Below are 19,159 nucleotides of genomic sequence, written 5' to 3'. Positions count from 1 at the left end.
CAACGACAGCGGATTTACCCGAGTCGCAGCCTCGAACTTGCCGGTGATGTCGATGAACTTCCCGCCACTCAGGAGCGTCGTGATGCGAGTGGATCGGTCCTTGTCGAATCGGATGCGGCGAGCATCGTGTCTTCCAGCCTGGGAAACCAGGAAGTTCAGGAACACGGACTTACCCGCACCGATTGGGCCAATGACGATCAGATGAGCATTGCCACCGGGCTGGTGCAGGTCGACACGTTGCGCGGTCCGATGGCGAGTGGGCAGGCAGGTCAGCGGCGGCACTTCCTTGCCCGCCTTGTCGGAGAGCCAGTCATTGCGTAACGGGCCGGGCATGACAGATCGGACGGGGGCGAGGTCGGAAACCGCCGGCGTCTCGACGAACTGCAGTCGGCGCTGCTTGTCCCAGCGGCCGGGCAGGGTAGAGTTCCAGGCGGGCATCAGATTCGCTTTCTCGCGGATGGCCCCAAAGCCAGCATTGGTGAGCGCACCAACCACCTCACTGACCGAGTCCTCCACGGTCGCCTCGGAATCGCCGTAGACGATGATGGAGATGTTGGCGAAGCCGTGCTGCGTGTTCTTGGCCGTTAGGCGCTGGAGCGCCTTGCCAGCTTCCTTGGCCAGTTCCTCGCGGCCCTCGTCGTTTTCGGCTTCCTCCTTGGCGAAGTACTGCTTCAGGATAGAGCGGATGTTGAGCGCTGCCATCTTGTAGAAGCGCCTGACCTTCTCGATGTAGGCAGCAGCGCGAGCCGTGTCGAGGAATCGGTACATGATGCAGACATCGAGCTCGGCGTCGATCCGCATCAGGCTGTCCAGTGCCGCTTCCTGAAAGCTCATCCATTCCTTGACGGCGACGATTGCCGCGTACCGCTTGCCGTGAGCAGACTCGAACAACAAGCGCTCGGCGCCGACGGTAACCTCGGATTCAGTCAGGTGGGTATCGAGCAGAGTCACCGGGTAACGAATGCGCCGCGCCGGAACGCTCGGATTGGCAGCCTGGTGCAGGGCGGCATAGCTTTCCTGCATGACAAGGCGGCGGGTGCGCAGGCGCGGCACGCCGCCGGTGAACGCGTCGAGCATCGACTCGAAGCGACGCGCATCGGTCGAGATCTTCTCCAGATCAAAGGCAAAGGCGCTGCGCGCGAAGAGCGTGTCCTTCGTCGCCTCGAAGATCGCCGCGTAGATGGACTTGCCACCGACCGTCATGTGGAAACCGGCCTTGTCGAAGAACTTCGCGATGCCGCTCTCTGGCGTGTAAGCGAGTGCCAGCGAGTGGGCATTATGAAAGTACTTGCCGGTCGTCATGTGCGCCCGGTTAAGCGCGTCCAGACGCCCATCGGCCTGCGACGCGAATTCTCCTGCGACGTAGTCCCGGGCGCGCCGGTGGCTAATCTTCCACCACGCGGTAATCCGGTTGTCGAATGTGCGGCATGCCTGATCCAGTTGATTGCGCGCAGACGTGATGTCATTGCTATCGGGGCTGTCGGCGTCCACACCCTGAAACTCGTAGGAAGCGAGTAGCGACCCATCCTTGTTGAGGATCAGTTCCGGCGTGATCGATGTCAGCCACGGCACCAACTCATAGAGGGGACGGCGCTTTAGCTTCAGCATGGCAGGTCGCTGTCAAAGCCGTAGGGACGGCGAAAGAGGGTATGCAGCTTGCCGTGCCACGGGGTGGACTCGTACAGATCGCCGTAATGGTTATAGACGTTCAGAATCTGGTTCCACCATGGGTCCCGCGTCGTGAGCCAGCGCAAGAGCGCATGGAACGCCATGCCCATCAGCACCACTGCGACCGGGATCTTCCAGCCGCTTCGAAAGGTCACGTACACCAGCAATGCGACGACCGTGCCGTTGGCGATGGCCAGCCCGCGCACCGCACCGCCGATTTGGCGGGGCCGGGAAAGGCCGATGCTGACGTGGTGCTCGCGCATATCAGAAGCCCGTGCACTGTGCGGCGACGCCAAGGGTCTTCATGATTGCCGGGGCCGCAGCGGCAAGACCGATACCGATACAGATCACCGAGACGAACTTCATGATGGTCGACTCGGAGTTGGCGATACCGATGGCGCCCAGGACGATCAGGATCAGACCGGCGACAAAGAGGTACTTCGTGTTGATGAACGTGGCGATGCCGCAGATGAATTCGCCGAGGTTGCCGAGGAACCCGTAGTCGGCCGCGACGGCGGATGTGGCCACGCTCATCATGCTGACCAGGACCAGCATCGACGGGGCGTACTTGCGCGCCGTCTTGGCGGCACATTGAACAAGCGGGGAAGACATTGGAGAGACTCCTTGGTTTAGAAAACGCGTTCGAGGTCGTAGTCGTTGTTGCGGAAGCCCTTGATCTCGATGATTTCCGAGACGTGCCGCATTTCGCCGGAGCGGCGCATATGCACCACGTAGTTGAAGCACTCAGCGATCAGCTTGCGCATGTCATTCAAGTCCCAACGAGAGCCTGGCGGGATGCCAAGCATCGCCAGGCTTTCCATGCGGGAGAGGGCCGAGCGGGCATTGTTCGCGTGCAGCGACGCCATGCCGCCGTCGTGACCCGTGTTCAGCGCTTGCAGCAGGTCGAACGCCTCCCCGCCGCGGACTTCGCCAACGAGGATGCGGTCGGGACGGAAGCGCAGGGCGAGCGCGACCAGCTGTTGGGTGGTCACGTTCTTGTCGGTGTTGGAGAGCAGGCGGACCGTATTGGGTACGCGCGTTTTGAGCTCCATCGTGTCCTCGATGGTCAGGACACGCTCGCAGTCGGGAATGTTCTCGACCAGGGCGTTCAAGAATGTGGTCTTGCCGGAAGATGTGCCGCCAGCGACGAGGATGTTCTTGCGCTGCCGGACAAGCCCAATGAGGGCATCCTTGAGCGCTTCATCTTCGACAGAGCCCGTGAAGATGGGCTGATCGGTGTGTTTGCTGCGGGCGTGTCGGGACGAGAAGGCTCCCGCCTTGACATAGTCGCTGAGAGACAGGTTGGTCTCGCGGTGCCGGCGGATGCTCAGCGCATGACCGTCAATGGCGGTGGGCTGCATGACGGCGGCGATCCGAAGCCCTTTGTGGCCCGCATTGATGATGCCTTGTGCGGTGCCCCGCACCGCAGACTTCTGCACCGACGAAGCCAGGGAGCGAACAGCGCCTTCCAACTTGGCGGGCTCAATTCTCACGTCCAGTCGCGTCATCTCGCCGCGACGCTCCACCCAGATGCTGTCGTGCCGGTTGACCATGACTTCTGCCACATCCGACGCATCGATATAGGCGCGAAGCGGCGCCAGTGATTCGAAGAACATCGCGACCGCGCTTTCTTCGAGCTGGCTGAGTTGCAATATGGGGTGGTTGGAGACTGAGGATTCCATGCCCGCTATTGTTGGCGGGCGATGTATCGTGTGGCGCGTTGAAAGATATACGACTTTTGCCAGCTTTCTACGGTTCTTCGGCACGGCTCTGATCTGAGCCAACGCCTTGGTGTGGTGCGAAGAGGAAAGTCTGAGCATGCTCATGCTGTTTTCGCGGAAAGGGATACCAAAACCATCGGCTTTCCGGGTAATCCTCCTTCGGGGCAGTTGGATATAGGGTGCGACGGGAGAGGCAGCATCAAACGACGCCTCTAGCCGGCTCCCAAAGCCCGTCGCAGGATCCAGGCGTCGCTACAGCGTCCGGAGGTCTCTCAAGTGTCCTGCGTGATCTGGCGAGATCGCGGAGATTCTCGGAAAGCCGCGCAAAATCGCATGGCTTTCTGCGACCTGAAGGGGTGACTTCACTGCTTAAATTGGCGGCATCCCAAAGGACTGCCGCAGCATGCGCTTCTTCCGCAAAGATTCCGACAATGCCAAGCCCCTCGCCGTTGCGCCAGGGATGTATGGCAATGAAAGCCCCGAGCAGCTGATCTTCGATCGCACCACAAGAATCTCCGTGGAGCGCAACCATTGGAAGGTCGCAACCCTCGGCCTGGGCTGCATTGCGTTGGCGGCGATCATGACGCGTGAACCGCCGCCTTCGGTCGTGAAGGCTGTAGGCGTGTCGGCGGATGCGAGCGGCAAGCCGATCGTGCGAGAGCTTGAGGCGTTCCAGCCGGAAGGCATTCAGTTGCAATGGGCCCTCAAGGATCTCGTGACGCGCTGGTTCACCATCGAACCGATCCTGACAACCCAGGTCGAGGACTCACGGATGGCGCGCAACCTGCGTTCTGTCCGCGAACAGATGATCGGATCCTCTCGCAAGCAGTTCGAGGATTGGGTGGCAGAGGATGAACCGTTTCGGCAAGTCGGTGCGTCGGCAACCCTTGTCCGCGAAGTCAAGGTAACCAATGTGGCCGTCCTGCCCGACAGTACCGTCGCGGTGGAATTCATTACCACCACGACGGAGGACGGCTACAAGCCGCGCAAGATGCGGTACGCGATGACGTTCCGCTACCAGGTAAAACCGCCGACGAGCGACGCCGTGCTTGGCACGAATCCATTCGGTGTCCATCCCGTTTTCTTCAGCCTCCAGAAATCGCCGGCATGAAGCCGGGTCTACGCTCATGGATATCCGCAAGTCATCCCCGCTGAGTTCCCTGGTTGCCGCCGCTGTGATGGCGCTGACTCTTGCCATACCGGACGCGCACGCCGCCGATAAGCCGGTGCGCCGGGTCGGCGCCAGTGTCGCGGGCCTCGGCATCGGCGACATTAGCGACGCCATGAACCCGGCCAACCCCTTTAACGGCGGCGTAGAGCCGATCGCGCTGCCGGGTGACTCCCGCCTCGTCGTCTTTACCTACAACCGCGACCAGATCTTTCGTGTGCTGAGCGCGCCGCTGAAGATGACCACGATCGAGTTCCCCGAGGACGAGCAGATCGTTGGCGAGCCGGCGTGGGGTGAGAGCGTTCGTTGGGACTACGAAACCGATGGCCTGAACCATCTGTACGTGAAGCCCCAAGCGGCGGGTCTGGTGAATACCCTTTCAGTGAACACCAACAAGCGCAGCTACGAGTTCACGCTCGTATCGTCGCCGTTGGGCGGCATCTTCTACCAGAAAGTGCGCTTTCGTATCCCCACGACGTTTGCGGCCAAGGCCAAGGCGCGTAGTGATGCGAGAGGCGAGCGGGGCGAGGGGAGAGCTGATCTGGAGGGCGTTCGCAATCCGGATGCCCTTGCCGTAGGGCCTGAGCAGCTCAATTTCGAGTATTCCATCTCGGGCAGCGCCAGCTTCAAGCCGGAGGCAGCCTTTGATGATGGCAAGGCGGTGTGGCTGCGGATACCGAAGGGCGCGGACTGGCCGGTGCCGCTGGCCAAGGACGGCAGCGACTATGTGGTCGTGAACTTCATACGCCGTGGCGACTTTCTGGTCGTACAGCGGCTGGCGGAAGCCATCGCCCTGCGCTCCGGGAGCGAGGAGGTCAAGGTCGAGCGCGGTCGCCGGCGCATCCTGGGGCTGTTCTGATGCGCGATCGCACATCGTCCACCGGTGTCTCCGATGTGACGGATGCGCAGGAGCGCACCGTCAAGGGAAAGCTGCCGCGCAACATCGTCATGGCGCTGGGCGTGATCGCCGCCTTGCTGGTGGGCGGGCTCGGCTACTACTTCCAGTCGGTCAGCGAAGAGCAGTCCGATGCCAAGGCCGAGCAGGATCGGGCGGAGCAGCTGCGCCAACGGGCCAGCAGCGGCGACAACGGGCAGACGCTCGAGGCCACGATTCGTGATCAGGCGGCCAAGGCGCGTGCTGAAGCGGAGCGCCAACGCGCACTGGCAGTGAAGCCGGACACAGGCAGCGCGCCAGTGATGACGGCGAAGGATCTTGCCGCCCCGGCCAAAGCTGCAGCATCCGATGCGAAGAAGAACGAAGAAGACGATATCTTCACGGCCTCGATCTTCAAGAAGGGCATGCGCAAGTCCCAACTCGGGCAGGCCAAGGTGCCGGCCGGGCTTGCTGATCTGACCGATCCCGCGCAGATGCGGGCGCTGCAGCAAGCCGCCGTGGCCCGTGCCAGCACTGCCAACGGGGCGCCGGAAGCGCCGGAACTGGCCGTCTCGCCGGACAAGCAGTTTCTCCGCGAAGCAGGTGCCATGACGACCTTGCGCACCGGCTTCGACGGCAAGCTCCCGAAGTGCACGCTGAGCCGAGGCTTCGTCATCCCGGCAACGTTCGCGGGCGGCCTCAATTCGGACAAGCCGGGCGAATTCCGCGCGACCGTCTCGCAGGACGTCTACGACACGGTGAATGGGCGGTGCAAGGTGATCCCAGCCGGCAGCACCCTGGTAGGTGCCTACAGCGCCGAGGTCACGATCGGCCAGGAGCGCATCCTCGCCGCGTTCGTCCGTATGCAGTTGCCCAATGGGAAGACGGTGCCCCTCATGGGTATGCAAGGGGCGGACCCAAACGGGCACTCCGGCATCAGTGGAGACGTCAACAACCATTTCTGGAAGATCTTCAGTGGCGCCCTGGTTATCGGTGTCCTTCAGCAACGCTTTAATGACAGCAACACAGCCACAACCGTGGGACCGTCTGGCCTGACGACGTACGGCAATGCTGCCGGCCAGATTGCAGCGCAAACCGCATCCACCATCCTGAACCGCAACCAGAGCATCCGTCCGACGATCACGACCGAGCCGGGCCAGAAGATGATGGTGCAAGTCAAGCACGACATGGTGCTGGAGGCATATCGTGACTAAGACCATGCTCGCCCTGACCACGCTGGTACTCGCCGGCGCGGCACAGGCCGCAATGATTCAGGCTGTGATCAGCCCGAACGCCTTGGTAGTGCATGCCGATGGAAAAGACCGGCTGCACACCATCGCCGGAAAACCGGTCCTGTATTGCGGCCTCGACGCGTTTCTAGGCTGGTCGGCCAGGCTGGTTGGCGCATTGATCGAGCCCGGGGCCGAGGAAGGTCCAGTCGTCCAACTCGGCGGGAAGGCCGTGCCGATCGCTGTCCTCCTCGCACGCGAAGGCTGGCTGCGGCCGCCCATCCTCACCGAAGCAGCCCAAGAAGCGCTCGCGGAGCGCCGTGGCGGGTGGGGTTGCGCGCCGAAGACCGAGCCGTTTTCTCAGATGGGCCAACGAGTCGATCCCAAGATTACGGCTGGCATCGCGATGAATGAATCGGCATACCGCGGCCGCCCTTGGCCGTGGACCTTGAACGTCGCGGGGCGCGGCATGTTCTTCGCCACGCGCGAGGAAGCGTACGCGGCGGTCAACCGCCTGCTGGCCAGCCAGCGCTGCGATTTTGATGTCGGTCTTATGCAGGTGAACTGGTGCTATCACGGCAAGCGCTTCTCGTCGCCTTGGGAAGCGCTCGCACCGGCGACCAATATCCGCGTAGCGGAGGACATCCTGGCCGAAAACCTGCGGCGCAGCGGCTCCCCGATGAAGGCCGTGGCCTGGTACCACAGCGCCAATCCGGAGCGCGGCGGGCCGTACTTCGCTCGTTTCATGAACCACGTCGCCCAATTCCGATGATCAGGTCGCTTCTTCTCTCCGCGCTGGTGTTGATGGCGAGCGCTCACGCAGCGACCGACACCGAGCCGCTGGACTTCGATTACCAGGTCGTTGCGCGGGCTGCGGATCGGCCTGCCCTGATCTTCAATGACGGGCTCTCGACGTATATCCAACCGCGGCCGGGCCAAGTGGTGCAGGCTGACGGTGCCGCGCAGAACGGCCCGTACTGGGTGGTCGATGGTGTTCCCGATGTGGTGCGCTATTCGGCCAACGGCCAGGCGGTCGTGGCGCGTTGGAAGCGAGCCAACGGCTTTACGTCCGAGCCGGCCAATCCGCTGGGCGATCTGCCGCGCGCGGCGATCTCGGGCAGGCTGGCTTTGATCGGCAGCTATACGGGCTTGCCACTGGTGCGCGCGGGACGGTCGTCCCTGCCATTGGCGCAAATGGTCAAGTCTATTGCGCCTGCCGGTTGGACCGGCACGGCGCAGAAGGACATTCCGCTGACGGATGACGTCTCGATTGAGCTGCAGGGTGGCGAGAACTGGCTCCAGGCGCTCGCGCGGGTCCTCGATCGCCGCGATCTTTACGCCGAAGTGGATTTCACTCGCCGCAACATCGCACTGCGCGTTGCGCCTCCGAAGAGCTTCTCGGTGATGGGTGAAGCGTCGGCCGCGGGGACGGGTGGGCTGGTGCAAGCTTCTGCGACAGCAGCCCATATGGAGCCGGGCGGCCCAACAGAAGCCGCAGCGTCGGTGCCGGTGGCCGGAACGCCTTTGCCGGAGGGCCCGACCCTGGCATCGGCCTTCGGTGCCGTCGCAATCCGCGACAACAAGCAGGGTCGCATCGAGATTCGGCTCGAGCAGGAGCCCAGGGACCTGGTGTTGCGCGACGAGACCGATAGCAAGATCTGGACGAAGTGGGATGAGGCCCAGCGCGTGCTGTCCTTTGCCACCGTCGACCGGTTTACGGCGATAGCGGACGGAAAGTCCGTGAGTGTGCAGCGCGTGCCGGAGATTGACTACGTCTTCCCGCGAGAGAACGGCGCCGGGTTGGAAATGGCTTTCGAAAAGGACGGCACGACCTACCTGAGCTTCGCCAAATCGATGGTCAGCGTGTCGGTCTTCGGCGATGACCACCAGCGCAACGGTGAGCAAAAGGACCGCTACTACAAATTCAACGGCATTGCGGCGCGATTGACGGTGATCGCCGACGGAAACGTGGTCTACGTGGATCGCGTGCCGCAAGTGCGGTTCAAAGAGCAACCCGGGAAGGTGGCGCTGTGATGATTCGCAGGATCGGAGCGCTGATCGTCACCTCACTGCTGGCTGGGACTGCCTATGCCGACTGCCTGGACGATGCCGCCGTATTCCACGGTGTCAGCCCGCCGCTGCTGCGGAGCATCGCCATCCAAGAGTCCGGCATGAGGCCGTGGGTGACTAACCGAAATACGAACGGCTCAGAGGATATTGGGCTCTTGCAAATCAACTCGATTCACTTGCCGCGGCTGAGCAAGTACGGCATTACGCGGGCCCACCTCTTCGATGGCTGCGTGAATGCCTACGTCGGCGCCTGGATTCTGCGCGAGAACATCCAGCGCTTCGGCCCGACATGGAAGGCGGTTGGCGCATACAACGCCGCGTCGCCCGACAAGCAGTTGCGGTACGCCAACCAGATCCATGCCCGGTGGCAGGCGCTGCAACGTGCCGCATTGCGGTAGTCCATTCCGTTCATTCGAAAGCATAGCTATGCGCCAATCCAACCGAACCATCCGCATCGCCGGGGCTATTGCCTCGCTGGTCACCAGTCTGTGCGTCACGCCGGCCGCCAACGCTTCCAAGGCACCCAGCGCGCATCCAGCACAACAACTGTCGAGCGATGGGTGGCAGTCGTTGCAGCCCGAGCGCACCAGCAAGGCCGCCGGCGGGGAGGCACTGCTGGCCGCTGTGTCGCCCATGAGGACCACTGTAACAGGCAGCGCCGTGTTGGGCTCCGGTGACACCTCGCCCGCTGCGGCGGCCGTCGCGCCGGTGGCTCATGAGTTCAGACTCCTCAAAGGGGAGCCCCTCCAACAACAGCTTCAAGGCTGGGCTACCCGGGCTGGCTGGACAGTGGCATGGAACGTCCCGGACGGTTGGATCGTCCCCGGCGACAAAGCTTACGGCAGTGACTTCGAAACGGCCGTCAAGCGTGTCGTCGAAGAGCTCGCGAGCAATGGTGCGGACGTGGTCGGCGATAGCTGGCGCGGCAACCGCACGGTGATCATCAGCCAAAACGGAATAGTGCAATGAGTATGCGAAGGAAACGCTTTACGGCGGCTGCCGTGGCGGCCGCCACGTTGATGTCCGGCTGCGGCGTGATCGAAACACGCAATGTACAAACTGCGATCGGCAGTGAGGCCAACGCGCACTATGCCGATGCGCCGCGCAGCCGGCCGGTGTTCCGTGTGCATGAGGGCGCATGGCTGATGGGAGAGAAGGTTCGCGCAAGCAAGCCACAACCGGACATTTACAGCAAGCATGTGGTGTTCAAAGGCAGCATCGGCTCGCTGACCGAGGCCGCCAACTGGATCGCGCAAAGCGTCGGTGTGCGCGCCACCGTGGACGCGTCGGCGCTGCCAGTCATCCCGGCTCAAGTACAACCGGCATCCGGGCCACGACCAAGTGGGCCTATCCCGATGGGTGGGGCTCCGCGTGTGGTGGACCTGGGTGCTCCGCTGGCCGGCGGAGCCTCGGTATCGGCGAATGGCGCAAGCATGGCGCCGGCATTGCCGTTGACCCTGCGCTATGAAGGCAATTTCAAAGGATTTCTGGAGGTGCTTGAGGCGCATTTTGTCGCGTGGTCTCGCTATAACGACGGCACCGTGACGTTCTTCAGGACCGAGACGCGTACCTACATGCTTCCGAGCCTTGCGGACTCCTCATCCATGGCCGGATCGATCACCACCTCGGACAGCAGTTCCGGCGGCATGTCCGGTGCCAGCAGCAATGGCAGCGGTGCTGGCGGGACCGGCGCGGGTAGGAGCGGTCAGTCGACGAACATGTCGGTCGAGATGAAGCCCTGGGAAACACTCCAGCACACGGCAAAGGCGGTTGCCGGCGCCAGTGCTGAGGTCGTTGTTGACAAGAACTTGGGCACTTTGACGGTCACTGGCGACCCCGTACAGTGCGATCGCGTCGAGCAGTTCGTGAAGAGCCTGGCTGCCATGTATGGCAAGCAGGTTGCCATCGATGTGCAGGTCTATGAAGTCCGCGTAACGCGCGAGGACAACTACGGCCTGAACCTGTCGCTCGCTTACCAAAGCTCGAGCGGCCACACCGGCGTCTCCTTCAGCTCGCCCAGCACGCCGACTATCTCCGGCAGCGCCTCGCCCATGAACCTGGGCGCAACGATCATGAGCGGCCCCCTGGCAGGAAGCAAGGCCGTGGTCCAGGCGCTCTCCAGCCTCGGCAACGTGTCGCAGGTGGTGTCGCGCTCAGGCGTCACCCAGAACGGCAAGGTGCTCGCCCTGCAGACGGCAACCCTGCAGGACTACGTGCCGCAGTCGCAGACGACGTTGGCAGCGAATGTCGGCTCGACCAGTTCCATCCAGACAGGCACCGTGACCTATGGCTTTACCAGCGCGTTCCTGCCCAAGGTCGTCGATGGCCGGATCCTGATGAACTTCGATATGACGTTGTCGGACCTGCTTCCGCTGCAGCGGTTCAACGCAGGCGGCGACGCGAATCAGACCAGCGTGCAGCTGCGCACCATGCCGACCAATCGCTTCGCGCAGTCGGTAAGCCTCAAGCCGGGCGAATCCCTGGTGCTGACAGGCCTGCGCAATCAGAAGGCAGCGACGACCAACAACGGCGTCGGTGAGCCATGGATGGCTGCTCTTGGTGGCGGTGTCGGCGCCACCAGGGGAGACACGGTCATCGCAATCGTGATCTCGGCTCGCCTCCTGTAACACAGAGACAACACTATGCAGAAACGCGCATTGAATCTTCGTTGGGCTGCGGCTGCCTTGACCATCGCCGTTGCTTGTCTGTCGGCGACCGCCACGACCACTGCGGCTCTCGCGTCGCCCAATCCGGCTGCTGCCGCAGTTGCCTCAGTTGGGGCTGCCCACGTGACCTCGCCCCCGGCTTCCAGTCCGACGGCGAAATCGGTCACGGATCCTACCGCAGCGATCGCTGCAGCGAGTGCGACTGCAGGCACCACTGCAGGCGCTCCGGTCGAAGCCACCCAGCCGTCTCGGAACACGGATGCGCCGGAGCTGGCCACCCTGCAGTCGCAGCTCGCGCTGTGGAAGGCCCGTGCGGAGATCGCCAAGTACAAGGCGGAAGTGAAGCGCGCGGAGGACTCGATCACGGCCGCACCTGCGGGGGCGCCGCAGCCAGGCGGGGCACCTTCAATTTCGCTGACCGGTCCGATGCCGACGGGTGGGGCCAGCCCAAGGCTGTCAGATGGGACACGCCTCGTGTCGCTACGCGCCTTCGACGGCCACTACAACGCCATTCTCGATGTCGACGGGCGTACCGTGCCGGTTCAAGCCGGTGACACGCTGGATGGCGGCTGGAAGGTGGTGAGCATCGATGACGCCGGCGTGAGGCTTGCCAACGGCAAGCGCGTGCGCACGCTGAGGCCCTGAGCCATGGCCGAGATCCTGTCATTCCCCGGGCTGAAGGGCGGCTTTGCTATTGGGTTGTCCTGGCTGCACGAGGAGGCACAGCCTACCAATAGCGCCTTGCGTGCAAGCGCTCTGGAGCTTGGCCGCAATGTTCGTTGGGGCGTGGTCCATGAAAGCGCCGAAGGTGCGGTCCAAAGTGGCTTCTGCGAACCCATGGCCGGCGCGAAGCCTGCTGGGCTAAAGCCGCTCGCCGCCATCGTGGCGAGCCAGCATCGTCAGCCATGGATGGGCCTCTTTCACCTGCAAGGCAGCCGCTGCTGGTATGTGGCGGTCAGACAAGGCCATGCCGTCATTACCGGTGGAGATCAAGTCGGCACTCTGGAAGAGTTGACTGCAGTCCGCGCGCAGCATCGGGCGCTTGGCGAATGGACGGAGGTTGAGGGGACGCTGCGCGACCTGGCGGCGATGGCGCGTGCGTCGAAGGGCGTGTCGGCCATGCGGGACGTCCTGACGGGGCCATGGAAGTCGACCGCTTACGTCGCGGCGGCGATCGCGGGGACAGCCGCGCTCGCCGGGGGCGGGTGGTATTGGTATGACCAACAGCAAAAGGCGGAGCGCGAAGCCCAGCTGATGCGTCAACGCGCAATCGCCGCCGCGCAGCGTGCCAATGAGGCCGCGCAGCAACGGGTGTTGCCTTGGGTGGAAGAGGCCGCGCCGGCGGCCTTCCTTCAGGCATGCCGCCGTGCGTGGGACAACCAGGCGCTCGCTGAGGCTGGGTGGACGCTCGCCGGATGGCACTGCAAGCGAGCCACCTCGACGACCATGACGATCGAAACGAACTGGAAGCGGGATGGCGGGATCGCCGCCAATGCGCCGGGTGTGCTCACGTCGGACGGCAATCAGGCGAATGCCTCGTCAAATGTCCCGGCTGCCTTTCTGCCTTCGGCGTCGGCTGTTCATTCCGTTGCGGATGCACAGCGGTCAATGTGGACCTACGCGCACGGCAGTGGCGTGGGCTTGCAGTTGACCATGCCGCCCGCGCTGCCTCCGTCAAATGGCAATCCACCGGTTGATCCCTGGCTTTCCATGACAGCAGATATCTCGTTCGGCGCACCGCCTTGGCTCGGCACGGGCGGAGGTCTTGATGCCGTGCCTGGCTTGCGGCTCACGGAAGTCAGCTACGACGCAGCCACTCAGGCATGGAAGGGAACCGGGAAGCTATACGCACTGCGGGACGGTGCATCGCCGCCGGTAGCGGCCAATCACAACGTCGGAAAACCACGATGATCGGGACCATTTCGCGCCTGTGGCGCAATCCGAGCCGAGATCCTGCCCGTTTCACGGCAATTGCCTTGCGGGCCGAGCCGTCGGTGAAATCCGACGTGCTGACCTTGCCGCCGCCACCGGATGTGTTGGCGCCCCATATCCTCTATCCGAAGACCATTCCGGCAACCTTCGACCGCGTTGCCTGCAACATGAACCGCCTGACGGCTGAGCAAGCGGCGGCTCTGCGTCAGCGCGCGTCCGAGAGCGGACTCTATGTCGAGAATCTCGTCGAGGAGTTCGGCCTCACCAATGATGAAGTGCAGCAGGTGCTGGCGGTGCACGGTTGCGAAATCTACGTGGACGCGCGGCACTTTGGTACGCCTCGCTTCCTTACCTGGGAAGCGAAGCTGCGGCGCAGCGGTGCGGCGCCACAAGTGCGCAAGGTGTCCGCGCAGGAACTCTCGGTATTGCGGCAGCAGCGCGGTACAGGCCTGTTGCAGGATGCAGACCTGCATACGTTGAGCCTGGCGCGCCGGCTGATTGCCGATTGCGCCGTGCTGGTCGCCTCGGATATCCACATCCTGGTCCGTGAGCACCATACCGAGATCCAGGTGCGGGTCAAAGGGGACCTGCGCACGGTCGCCGCCCTGTCCATGCGCAGGGAAGAGGGGGAGCGACTGATCCGGGCAATGTACACGGGCTTGGCCACCGTGAAGGCCGCTACCTACAATCCGCTGGACGTCCAGGATGCGCAGATTGCCGGCGACGCGCTGCCCGGCACGGGCCTTTCCAGTGTGCGGATCGTCCGCGGGCCGGCCTATCCGGTGGAGAGCGGCGGTGGCTTTCTCGTGGCGCGCCTGCAATACCGGGAACATCACCAGGGAGCCAAGAAGTCCGAAGCGCTCGAGGCGGCGAAGCGATTGGACCTTCGGATGCCAGAGAGTCCGATGGGCGATTTCAAGCTCGGCGAGATGGGATACACGCCCTTACAGGTGGAACTGATCTCGCAGTTACTTCGTCGGCCCATGGGGGTGATCGTCGTGACGGGCCCAACCGGCAGCGGCAAGACGACGACGCTCTTCGAGTGCACCCGCCACCAGGCCCGTCTATTCCCCCAGAAGCGGCTGGTCACGATCGAGAACCCGACCGAGTACCCGATGGACTGGGCGATCCAGCTTGTCACGGAAAGCGAACGCTTTCCGGAGATGCTGCGCATGACACTGCGGATGGACCCGGATGCCGTACTGCTGGGCGAAATCCGTGGTGTTGAAGAGGCGATCGCAACGCTGCAGGCCGCGGCCACTGGTCACCTGGTACTGACCACCCTGCACGTGACCGATCCGTTCGAAACCTTCTTGCGGCTCGTCATGCTCGACCACGTGCGTCTGGCGATGGACGTGATCTGCAATCACAACCAGGTCATCGGTCTGATTGCGCAACGGATCGTCCCGTTGCTTTGCTCGGAATGCTGCGTGCCAATTGAAAGCGCGGCAGAACCGCTGCCGGACTACATGATGCGTGCGATGCGCTCTTGGGGGGATCTGTTTGGCGTGCGCGTTCGCGGCGCAGGGTGCGAACACTGCCATGGCGAAGGCATTGTCGGTCAGCAGGCAGTGGCAGAGGTCGTAGTGACCAACGAGGCGCTGATGCAAGACTGCATCAACGACGGGGTGTTGGCGGCGAGGCGCAACCACAGGGCGCGGCCCGGCTCCGACAAGCCGATGATCGCTCACGCCATGGACCTGGTCCTGGCCGGCCGGCTCGATCCGGTTGACGCCGAGCGAAATGTCGATGCCATTCCGATGCGGGAGCAAGTGTGAACGGATTGTCCTGGGGAATGCGGCGGCGCCTGTATCAGCAGGCATCCAGCCAGTTGGAGAATGGGCTGACTCTCGCGCAGGTTCTGGAGGATTTCCGCGAACGGCAAGCTCGGCGCGGCAGAAAGCGCGCGGCCGAGGCGGCGAACGAGGTGGGTCGCCAGGTACGCGACGGCAAGACACTGATGGCGGCAATGGGCGCAAGCCTTAGCGATCTCGAGCGCAGCGTGCTGGACGCGGGTGAGAGGGCGGGGCAATTGCCGGAAGCGATGCGGCTCGTGCTGGACGTTCGGGACCTGACGACACGCCTTCGTCAGAAGCTACAGGCGAGCTTCTTCGCGCCAACGGTGTATCTCGTGACGCTCTACGTGGTCTTGCTGCTGATCGGGGGATACATCGTCCCGCAGTTCCTCGATGTACTGCCGCTCCAAAGATGGACGGACTGGGCCTATGCGATGTACTGGATGGGGCAGTTGGCGGTGGGGTGGCCAGCGCCAGTGATTTTCGGCGGGATCGGTGCATATGCCGGCTGGAGTTGGTGGGCGCTGTCTCGATGGACGGGGCCGGGCAGGCGAGTCTGTGACCGGCACGTGTTCCCGTTCACGGCGTACCGAGAGATTACTGGCTTCACCTGGCTGATGTCCTTCGTCGCACTGTTGCGGGCGAACGTACCTGACACCGTTGCGCTGGAGGGACAGATCAGCTCGGCGTCGCCCTGGCTGGCGTCACGGCTGCGGCCGATCCGTCTTGGGCTTGCTGATGGTCTGGACCTGGCGGAGGCCATGCGTCAGGCCGGCAATGGATTCCCGTCCTTGGATCTAATCGACGAAATCGGCGCATATGCGGGCTTCGATGACTTCACCGAAAAGATCACGGTGGCCGTGCGCCAAAACGCTGAGGTCATCGAGCGGCAGTTGCTCGCCAAAGGGATGGTCATGTCCGCGATCTTCACCGGGTTGATGTTCCTGGCCTTCGTGGTGCTGCAGCTCGGCTCCAACTCTCTCTCATCGATCCTCACGTCCTCGATGGGACAGTTCTAACAAACGGCTTATTTCAAACTCAAAAAGGGGTATCGAATGGATGGAATTCTCGGGCGCATCGTCGCCATTGTCTTGGGCCTGCTCGCACTGGTTGGCATTGCCTACGCGGGTTACAACGGCTTTCAGACCCATAAAGCCGGTGTAGTCGCGACCAACCTCACGCAGCTGATTACGAACGCTCGTGCCGGATTCTCGCAAGGGAACAACGGGTATACCAACTTCACGACGGCGAACATCGCGGCCATGGTTACTGGCGGCATGTTTCCGACGGACATGGTGCGCGGTACGACGCTGGTCGATCCGTGGGGCAATGCAGTGACGCTTTCGTCCGCCAACAATGGCTCGCAGGGCGTGATCACCTTCGGCGGCGGCAACGCACAGACCGCAAAGCAATGCGTAAGCGCAGCCGTGGGTCTCAAGGACTATGTGACGCTGACAGTCGGCTCGACGACGTTCAACCAGGCCAACCTTCCCGACCAGGCGACCGCCGGCGCGGCCTGTAGCGCCACGGCGACCTTCGCTCTGACATTCCAGTGAGTAAGGCGAGCGTGCGGCTACAGCGACCGCTTCTGCATCGGTATCACATCCACGATGGAAGGCAACGTAATCGAGCATGGCACTTTAGGGGTATGACGTGGATGGGATTCTTGGTCGGATCATCGCGATTGTTCTGGGCCAGTTGGCACTCATTGGTAGTTTCCTACGCGGGGTACAACCGCATCCAGAGCCACAAGGCCGGGGCAGTGGCAACCAACATTGCACAGCTGAGCACGATTGCCCGCGCAGGGTTCTCGCAGGGCTACGACGGCTCCACCGAACTTCACGACGGCGATCGTTCCGTCGATGATTACCGGCGGGTGTTCCCGACGGACATGGTTCGCAGCACCACGCTGCTCGATTCCTGGGGCATGCCATGACGCTGTCTTCTGCCAACGGTGGCTCGCAAGGGGTAATTCAGTTTGGTGAAGGCGGCGGTCGGACCGCAAAGCAGGGCGTGAGCGCGGCCCTGCTTCTCAAGGACTGCCGCCTTTACGCTCACCTTCCAGTGAGGTCGAGGGCCCGTGCTGGTTCCTCAGGAGAAATGTCATGGGTTACCTGATCATGCCCATCGCCACGGTCCTGTTTTGTCTTGGATTCGTGGCGCAGCTCGCGCAGTTGTCGCAAGCGGCGCCCGGTGCCGGTGTGCCCGGTCGCATGGAATCGGTGGCAACCATCACCGCACAGCAGGCGCAGGCCTACGGCGCAGCCTGCGTAGCTACGGCCGGCGCGACGCCCGGCCTGGTCGGAGCAAGTGTCACGCCGGTGCTGCCGGCGGGCATGGTGACTCCTGCCGGCGCGGGCTGCATGGCCGTGGCCAACCCAGCTGGGGGGCGGGACGTGTACGGCTATGTGCGCGTGTCCTCAGGGGCGGGCGCGTCGCTGCTCGGCACCACCCAAGGCAGCCTGGCGTGGTTCCGCGTCCGAAGTCAGGGCACGGGCGTCAATCTTGCAACCGGCATGGCGTACAGCGTGCCGGCGAACATTCCCGTTGGGGCGCTGGTCCACTGGGTCCAGCTGAACACCTGAGAAACGCATGGAAGCGATACTCGGATATCTCATCGCGCTGATGCTCTCGATGCTGAGCCTTGCCGGCTTCGCGACGTGGGCGAAAGCCGGCGTCACGAACGTGCAGACCGCAGCCGCGGCGAGCCAGATGCTGGTTTTCGATAAGGCCGCCCTGCAGTTCGTGCAGGACGAAGCCGCAACGCTGGTCGCCCAGGCCACGGCGAGTGTGCCGGTGTCGGTCACGCCGGCGATGCTAGTCAATGGTGGCTATCTGCCCGCTGGTTTCTCAGTGACGAACGTGTTCGGGCAGACGTGGTTGCTCCAGGTCATGCAGCCAACGCCAAACAACCTGCAGGCGCTTGTCACATCGCAGGGCGGCCGTGCCATCACAGACACGCGCCAGCTGGTGCAGATCGCTGCGCAAGCCGGTGCGCAGGGCGGCTTCGTACCATACGCAGGGCAGAACGGAGACCCGACGATGGTGCCAACCAGGGCCTATGGGGCGTACGGCGCGTGGCAGGTGCCGCTGGCGAACTACACCAACCCGGGGAGTGGCCGGCTGGCTTCGTTGTTGGCCTTCACCGGAGCGCAGGCCAATAACGGGTATCTGTACCGGGTCCAGGTACCGGGGCATCCCGAGCTGAACCAGATGCAGACATCGCTCGACCTGGGCGGCAATGACGTCAACAACGCAAGGCGGGTGTCGGCAAACACATCCCTCACAAGCAACGGTGAGACATACCTGACCAGCACCGGAAGCCCAGGCAGCGCATGCGGTGTCGACAAATCGATCCGGACGAGCACAACGGGAACGGGGCTCGTGATTTGCTTCGGCGGCATTTGGCAGCCGATCGGCACGGCCGTCACGAATGTGACCGACGGTACGTGGTGCGGAAACAATGGCCAGCTTGCCACGAGCGGTACAAACGTCGGCTACATCTGCAAAGGGAACCGGTATGTCGCGTTGACCAACGGGTTGGGGAACTTGTCGATCACGCGGAAATTCGAGAACGTATCGGATGGAATGACGTTCTCTAAGGACAACTGCCCTGGCGGCACCGCTTGGGCGATGTACACACCAAGGCAGGAAATGGTGAATATCACTGGAACCGTAATGCCGCCCATTCAAGGAACGTACTTCTCAGTGAACGACTATGGCACCTACTGGTACGCGCAGGCAAGCGCCATGTCGCCAGCGGCTTGGTATAGCGGCAACGATACCGGGGCTCTTGGAGGGCAACTGCTGGGCACCGTCACGACAGGCTGCATGTACTAGAAGCAAGATCGATCTATGAAGCGCATTCTTTTGGCGAGCGTTCTCGCTGCCGAATTCTCAACAGCGGCCGCACAGTTGTACACGTTTCCGGCGTCACCAATGACAGTGGCAGACTGTCCTGCCGGGAAGATCTGGCTCGTCCAGAATGGTCTGGCCACTTGCGGCGCTCCGGCACCGCCCCCGCCGCCACCACCT

General features: G+C 63.0%; 20 protein-coding genes. 16 read left to right on the top strand and 4 right to left on the bottom strand.

Annotation, left to right across the window (positions count from 1 at the left end):
• The 4 genes from AC3WQZ_RS33135 to AC3WQZ_RS33120 form a co-directional block, all read right to left on the bottom strand.
• The coding region (locus tag AC3WQZ_RS33135; protein ID WP_492301974.1) for a VirB4 family type IV secretion system protein at positions 1 to 1,608 on the bottom strand (1,608 nt) is incomplete at its 3' end.
• Positions 1,602 to 1,931, bottom strand: coding sequence for a VirB3 family type IV secretion system protein (locus AC3WQZ_RS33130; protein WP_058698205.1), 330 nt, complete (start codon positions 1,929 to 1,931; stop codon positions 1,602 to 1,604). The genes AC3WQZ_RS33130 and AC3WQZ_RS33135, both read right to left, overlap by 7 nt.
• Before the next feature lies 1 nt (position 1,932).
• Entirely contained in the window at positions 1,933 to 2,280 is a 348-nt protein-coding gene (locus AC3WQZ_RS33125; RefSeq protein WP_454749596.1) for a TrbC/VirB2 family protein, read from the bottom strand.
• A gap of 17 nt (positions 2,281 to 2,297) precedes the next feature.
• Positions 2,298 to 3,350, bottom strand: coding sequence for a TadA family conjugal transfer-associated ATPase (locus AC3WQZ_RS33120; RefSeq protein WP_492301972.1), 1,053 nt, complete (start codon positions 3,348 to 3,350; stop codon positions 2,298 to 2,300).
• Positions 3,351 to 3,792: 442 nt separating this feature from the next.
• Between AC3WQZ_RS33120 and AC3WQZ_RS33115 the strand changes: the two genes are divergently transcribed.
• From AC3WQZ_RS33115 to pilV, 16 genes are all read left to right on the top strand, one after another.
• The gene (locus AC3WQZ_RS33115; RefSeq protein ID WP_058698202.1) at positions 3,793 to 4,500 is read left to right on the top strand and encodes a VirB8/TrbF family protein; all 708 of its coding nucleotides are present in this window, start codon (positions 3,793 to 3,795) and stop codon (positions 4,498 to 4,500) included.
• Positions 4,501 to 4,516: 16 nt separating this feature from the next.
• Positions 4,517 to 5,416, top strand: a complete 900-nt coding sequence (locus AC3WQZ_RS33110; protein WP_058698201.1) for a TrbG/VirB9 family P-type conjugative transfer protein — start codon at positions 4,517 to 4,519, stop codon at positions 5,414 to 5,416.
• Positions 5,416 to 6,645: a TraB/TrbI/VirB10 family type IV secretion system protein gene (locus AC3WQZ_RS33105; protein ID WP_058698200.1), complete on the top strand. Its 1,230-nt coding sequence runs from the start codon at positions 5,416 to 5,418 to the stop codon at positions 6,643 to 6,645. The genes AC3WQZ_RS33110 and AC3WQZ_RS33105 overlap by 1 nt, the downstream gene beginning before the upstream one ends.
• A gap of 4 nt (positions 6,646 to 6,649) precedes the next feature.
• On the top strand, positions 6,650 to 7,432 hold the full coding sequence (locus AC3WQZ_RS33100; RefSeq protein ID WP_058698199.1) for a lysozyme family protein: 783 nt from the start codon (positions 6,650 to 6,652) through the stop codon (positions 7,430 to 7,432).
• The gene (locus tag AC3WQZ_RS33095) at positions 7,429 to 8,694 is read left to right on the top strand and encodes a TrbG/VirB9 family P-type conjugative transfer protein (RefSeq protein WP_058698198.1); all 1,266 of its coding nucleotides are present in this window, start codon (positions 7,429 to 7,431) and stop codon (positions 8,692 to 8,694) included. The genes AC3WQZ_RS33100 and AC3WQZ_RS33095 overlap by 4 nt, the downstream gene beginning before the upstream one ends.
• Positions 8,694 to 9,128: a lytic transglycosylase domain-containing protein gene (locus tag AC3WQZ_RS33090; RefSeq protein ID WP_058698197.1), complete on the top strand. Its 435-nt coding sequence runs from the start codon at positions 8,694 to 8,696 to the stop codon at positions 9,126 to 9,128. Before AC3WQZ_RS33095 ends, AC3WQZ_RS33090 begins: the two co-directional genes overlap by 1 nt.
• Before the next feature lie 28 nt (positions 9,129 to 9,156).
• Entirely contained in the window at positions 9,157 to 9,699 is a 543-nt protein-coding gene (locus AC3WQZ_RS33085) for a toxin co-regulated pilus biosynthesis Q family protein (protein ID WP_058698196.1), read from the top strand.
• The gene (locus AC3WQZ_RS33080) at positions 9,696 to 11,357 is read left to right on the top strand and encodes a type II secretion system protein GspD (protein ID WP_058698195.1); all 1,662 of its coding nucleotides are present in this window, start codon (positions 9,696 to 9,698) and stop codon (positions 11,355 to 11,357) included. Before AC3WQZ_RS33085 ends, AC3WQZ_RS33080 begins: the two co-directional genes overlap by 4 nt.
• 15 nt (positions 11,358 to 11,372) lie before the next feature.
• Positions 11,373 to 12,041, top strand: coding sequence for a type IV pilus biogenesis protein PilP (pilP, locus tag AC3WQZ_RS33075; RefSeq protein ID WP_081050309.1), 669 nt, complete (start codon positions 11,373 to 11,375; stop codon positions 12,039 to 12,041).
• Between the two features lie 3 nt (positions 12,042 to 12,044).
• Positions 12,045 to 13,307 (top strand): type 4b pilus protein PilO2, encoded by a 1,263-nt coding sequence (pilO2, locus tag AC3WQZ_RS33070; RefSeq protein WP_058698194.1) that lies wholly within the window; start codon positions 12,045 to 12,047, stop codon positions 13,305 to 13,307.
• Complete coding sequence (locus AC3WQZ_RS33065) at positions 13,304 to 15,106, top strand: GspE/PulE family protein (RefSeq protein ID WP_058698193.1); 1,803 nt, start codon at positions 13,304 to 13,306, stop codon at positions 15,104 to 15,106. Before pilO2 ends, AC3WQZ_RS33065 begins: the two co-directional genes overlap by 4 nt.
• Positions 15,103 to 16,143, top strand: a complete 1,041-nt coding sequence (locus AC3WQZ_RS33060) for a type II secretion system F family protein (protein WP_058698192.1) — start codon at positions 15,103 to 15,105, stop codon at positions 16,141 to 16,143. Before AC3WQZ_RS33065 ends, AC3WQZ_RS33060 begins: the two co-directional genes overlap by 4 nt.
• Positions 16,144 to 16,179: 36 nt before the next feature.
• Positions 16,180 to 16,680 (top strand): prepilin type IV pili, encoded by a 501-nt coding sequence (locus tag AC3WQZ_RS33055; protein WP_058698191.1) that lies wholly within the window; start codon positions 16,180 to 16,182, stop codon positions 16,678 to 16,680.
• A gap of 206 nt (positions 16,681 to 16,886) precedes the next feature.
• Positions 16,887 to 17,060, top strand: coding sequence for a hypothetical protein (locus AC3WQZ_RS33050; protein ID WP_234788237.1), 174 nt, complete (start codon positions 16,887 to 16,889; stop codon positions 17,058 to 17,060).
• Positions 17,061 to 17,229: 169 nt separating this feature from the next.
• A complete protein-coding gene (locus AC3WQZ_RS33045) occupies positions 17,230 to 17,709 on the top strand; it encodes a hypothetical protein (RefSeq protein ID WP_058698190.1) in 480 nt (159 codons plus the stop codon).
• 7 nt (positions 17,710 to 17,716) lie between these two features.
• Complete coding sequence (gene pilV / locus AC3WQZ_RS33040) at positions 17,717 to 18,964, top strand: shufflon system plasmid conjugative transfer pilus tip adhesin PilV (protein ID WP_058698189.1); 1,248 nt, start codon at positions 17,717 to 17,719, stop codon at positions 18,962 to 18,964.
• The last annotated feature ends 195 nt before the right edge of the window (positions 18,965 to 19,159 follow it).

The sequence above is a fragment of the Cupriavidus sp. FW305-26 genome (assembly GCF_058787975.1).
Note: the sequence above shows the minus strand (reverse complement) of the source record. Positions and strands in the feature narration are given on the sequence as shown.

Excerpts from the sequence above, each read along its gene's own strand:
- AC3WQZ_RS33130 (WP_058698205.1), bottom strand. The coding sequence starts at position 1,931 with ATGCGCGAGCACCACGTCAGCATCGGCCTTTCCCGGCCCCGCCAAATC.
- AC3WQZ_RS33125 (WP_454749596.1), bottom strand. The coding sequence starts at position 2,280 with ATGTCTTCCCCGCTTGTTCAATGTGCCGCCAAGACGGCGCGCAAGTAC.
- AC3WQZ_RS33120 (WP_492301972.1), bottom strand. The coding sequence starts at position 3,350 with ATGGAATCCTCAGTCTCCAACCACCCCATATTGCAACTCAGCCAGCTC.
- AC3WQZ_RS33115 (WP_058698202.1), top strand. The coding sequence starts at position 3,793 with ATGCGCTTCTTCCGCAAAGATTCCGACAATGCCAAGCCCCTCGCCGTT.
- AC3WQZ_RS33110 (WP_058698201.1), top strand. The coding sequence starts at position 4,517 with ATGGATATCCGCAAGTCATCCCCGCTGAGTTCCCTGGTTGCCGCCGCT.
- AC3WQZ_RS33105 (WP_058698200.1), top strand. The coding sequence starts at position 5,416 with ATGCGCGATCGCACATCGTCCACCGGTGTCTCCGATGTGACGGATGCG.
- AC3WQZ_RS33100 (WP_058698199.1), top strand. The coding sequence starts at position 6,650 with ATGCTCGCCCTGACCACGCTGGTACTCGCCGGCGCGGCACAGGCCGCA.
- AC3WQZ_RS33095 (WP_058698198.1), top strand. The coding sequence starts at position 7,429 with ATGATCAGGTCGCTTCTTCTCTCCGCGCTGGTGTTGATGGCGAGCGCT.
- AC3WQZ_RS33090 (WP_058698197.1), top strand. The coding sequence starts at position 8,694 with ATGATTCGCAGGATCGGAGCGCTGATCGTCACCTCACTGCTGGCTGGG.
- AC3WQZ_RS33085 (WP_058698196.1), top strand. The coding sequence starts at position 9,157 with ATGCGCCAATCCAACCGAACCATCCGCATCGCCGGGGCTATTGCCTCG.
- AC3WQZ_RS33080 (WP_058698195.1), top strand. The coding sequence starts at position 9,696 with ATGAGTATGCGAAGGAAACGCTTTACGGCGGCTGCCGTGGCGGCCGCC.
- pilP (WP_081050309.1), top strand. The coding sequence starts at position 11,373 with ATGCAGAAACGCGCATTGAATCTTCGTTGGGCTGCGGCTGCCTTGACC.
- pilO2 (WP_058698194.1), top strand. The coding sequence starts at position 12,045 with ATGGCCGAGATCCTGTCATTCCCCGGGCTGAAGGGCGGCTTTGCTATT.
- AC3WQZ_RS33065 (WP_058698193.1), top strand. The coding sequence starts at position 13,304 with ATGATCGGGACCATTTCGCGCCTGTGGCGCAATCCGAGCCGAGATCCT.
- AC3WQZ_RS33055 (WP_058698191.1), top strand. The coding sequence starts at position 16,180 with ATGGATGGAATTCTCGGGCGCATCGTCGCCATTGTCTTGGGCCTGCTC.
- AC3WQZ_RS33045 (WP_058698190.1), top strand. The coding sequence starts at position 17,230 with ATGGGTTACCTGATCATGCCCATCGCCACGGTCCTGTTTTGTCTTGGA.
- pilV (WP_058698189.1), top strand. The coding sequence starts at position 17,717 with ATGGAAGCGATACTCGGATATCTCATCGCGCTGATGCTCTCGATGCTG.